The 2,990-nt window shown below is 60.3% G+C and carries 3 protein-coding genes; all 3 read left to right on the forward strand.

Features of this window, described 5'->3' with window-relative positions; genetic code table 11:
* Positions 1-12 precede the first annotated feature (12 nt).
* Positions 13-1,689, forward strand: coding sequence for a formate--tetrahydrofolate ligase (locus AC2FLE_RS21320; RefSeq protein WP_496693145.1), 1,677 nt, complete (start codon positions 13-15; stop codon positions 1,687-1,689).
* 58 nt (positions 1,690-1,747) lie between these two features.
* On the forward strand, positions 1,748-2,053 hold the full coding sequence (locus AC2FLE_RS21325) for a chorismate mutase (RefSeq protein ID WP_142640424.1): 306 nt from the start codon (positions 1,748-1,750) through the stop codon (positions 2,051-2,053).
* Positions 2,054-2,106: 53 nt separating this feature from the next.
* On the forward strand, positions 2,107-2,990 hold an 884-nt coding region (gene folD / locus AC2FLE_RS21330; protein ID WP_271952851.1), incomplete at its 3' end, for a bifunctional methylenetetrahydrofolate dehydrogenase/methenyltetrahydrofolate cyclohydrolase FolD.

Raw genomic sequence — 2,990 nt, forward strand, 5'->3', positions numbered from 1 at the left:
GACCGAAACCCAATGAGCTATAAATCTGACATCGAAATTGCGCGTGAGGCGAAGAAGAAGCCGATTCAGGAGATTGGTGCGAAGATCGGCATCGAATCTGCTGATCTTCTGCCCTATGGCCATGACAAGGCAAAGGTGAGCCAGGACTTCATCAATTCGGTTCAGGGCCGTGAGGACGGCAAGCTGATTCTGGTGACGGCGATCAACCCGACGCCTGCGGGTGAGGGTAAGACGACGACGACTGTGGGTCTGGGTGACGGTCTGAACCGGATTGGCAAGAACGCGATGATCTGTATCCGTGAGGCTTCGCTGGGCCCGAACTTTGGCATGAAGGGCGGCGCTGCGGGTGGTGGTTACGCGCAGGTTGTTCCGATGGAAGAGATGAACCTGCACTTCACCGGTGACTTTCACGCCATCACCAGCGCCCATTCACTGCTGTCGGCGATGATCGACAACCACATCTACTGGGGCAATGAGTGCGAGATCGACATTCGCCGTGTAGCGTGGCGTCGTGTGGTCGACATGAACGACCGCGCGCTGCGTCAGATCACGGCCAGCTTGGGTGGCGTATCGAACGGTTTCCCGCGCGAGACCGGCTTTGACATCACCGTGGCCTCTGAAGTTATGGCGATCCTGTGCCTGGCCAATGATCTGAAAGATCTGGAAAAGCGTCTGGGTGACATCATCGTCGCGTATCGCCGCGACAAGACAGCCGTGTATTGCCGCGACATCAAGGCAGAAGGTGCGATGACGGTGCTGCTGAAGGACGCGATGCAGCCGAACCTGGTGCAGACGCTGGAAAACAACCCGGCCTTTGTCCATGGTGGCCCGTTTGCCAACATTGCACATGGCTGTAACTCGGTCATTGCGACCAAGACCGCGCTGAAGGTTGCTGACTATGTCGTGACCGAAGCGGGTTTTGGGGCCGATCTGGGCGCCGAGAAATTCATGAACATCAAGTGCCGCAAAGCGGGTATCGCGCCGTCGGCTGTGGTGCTGGTCGCCACCGTGCGTGCGATGAAGATGAATGGCGGTGTGGCCAAGGCTGATCTGGGTGCGGAAAACGTCGACGCGGTCAAATCGGGCTGTGCCAACCTGGGTCGTCACATCGAAAACGTCAAATCCTTTGGCGTGCCGGTTGTGGTTGGCATCAACCACTTCGTCACCGATACCGACGCTGAAGTGCAAGCCGTGAAAGACTATTGCTCTGACCACGGGGTCGAAGCGGTTCTGTCGCGTCACTGGGAGCTGGGGTCGGAAGGCTCGGCGCCGCTGGCCGAGAAGGTGGTCGAAATCGTCGAAGGGGGCACAGCGAACTTTGCGCCGATCTACCCCGACGATATGCCGCTGTTCGAGAAGATCGAAACCATCGCCAAGCGCATCTATCGCGCGGACGAGGTTCTGGCCGACAACAAGATCCGCAACCAGCTGCGTGAATGGGAAGAAGCCGGTTACGGCAACCTGCCGGTCTGCATGGCCAAGACGCAGTATTCCTTCTCGACCGATCCCTCGTTGCGCGGAGCGCCCACCGGCCATTCGGTTCCGGTGCGCGAGGTGCGCCTGAGCGCGGGTGCCGGATTTATCGTGGCGGTCTGTGGTGAGATCATGACTATGCCGGGCCTGCCGCGCAAACCGGCGGCCGAAAGCATCTGCCTCAATGACGCAGGTGAGATCGAGGGCTTGTTCTAAGTCGCCAGATAAGACATCTCGTGATCCGGAGAATGCTCCGGGCCACGAGGAGATCACGATGCCCACTCTGACACCGCCGCAAGACTGCGCAACGATGCAGGATCTGCGGATTCAGATTGACCAGCTGGACCGGCACCTGATCGAGATGCTGGTGAGGCGCGCCAGCTACATTGATCGCGCGTCTGAGTTGAAGCCGGGCGAGGGCCTGCCGGCCCGTATTCCGGATCGTGTTGAAGAGGTGGTGCAAAAGGTGCGTGCCAGCTCTCAGGCGGCGGGGATGGACCCCGATCTGGCCGAGACGCTGTGGCGCATTCTGATTGACTGGTCGATTGCGCGTGAGGAACGTGTGCTCGGCAACGACTGACTGACCGGGCGCCCCAAGCGCCCGATCCGTTTTTGGGAAGAAGGGATCGAAGAATGGTAGCGCAGGTTATCGACGGTAAGGCCTTTGCAGCAACGGTGCGGGCACAGGTTGCCGATCAGGTTGCAAAGCTGAAGGACGAAAATGGCATCACCCCCGGTCTGGCCGTGGTTCTGGTGGGCGAAGACCCGGCCAGCCAGGTCTATGTCCGCTCAAAGGGCAAGATGACCGTCGAGGTCGGCATGAACTCGTATGAGCACAAGCTGGATGTGGACACCTCCGAGGCAGACCTGCTGGCACTGATCGACAAGCTGAATACCGATCCCGCAGTCCACGGCATTCTGGTGCAGCTGCCGCTGCCCAAGCATCTGAACGAAGATCTGGTGATCAATTCGATCGACCCGGCCAAGGATGTCGACGGGTTCCACATCTCGAATGTGGGCCTGCTGGGCACCGGTCAGAAATCGATGGTGCCCTGTACCCCGCTGGGCTGCCTGATGATGCTGCGGGACCATCATGGATCGTTGTCCGGAATGGACGCGGTTGTGATCGGCCGCTCGAACATCGTTGGCAAGCCGATGGCGCAGCTGCTGCTGGGCGACAGCTGCACCGTGACCATCGCGCATAGCCGCACCAAGGATCTGCCCGATGTTGTCCGTCGCGCGGATATCGTTGTCGCCGCTGTGGGCCGCCCCGAGATGGTGCCCGGCGACTGGATCAAGGAAGGGGCCACGGTCATCGACGTGGGCATCAACCGCATTGAACGCGACGGCAAGAACAAGCTGGTTGGAGACGTGGATTACGCCAGCGCCGCCGAACGCGCCGGAGCAATCACCCCCGTCCCCGGTGGCGTCGGCCCCATGACAATCGCATGCCTGCTGGCCAACACCCTGACCGCCGCATGCCGCGCAAACAAACTCCCAGAACCAGAAGGCCTGAC

The sequence above is a fragment of the Ruegeria sp. CDSA077 genome (assembly GCF_059612265.1).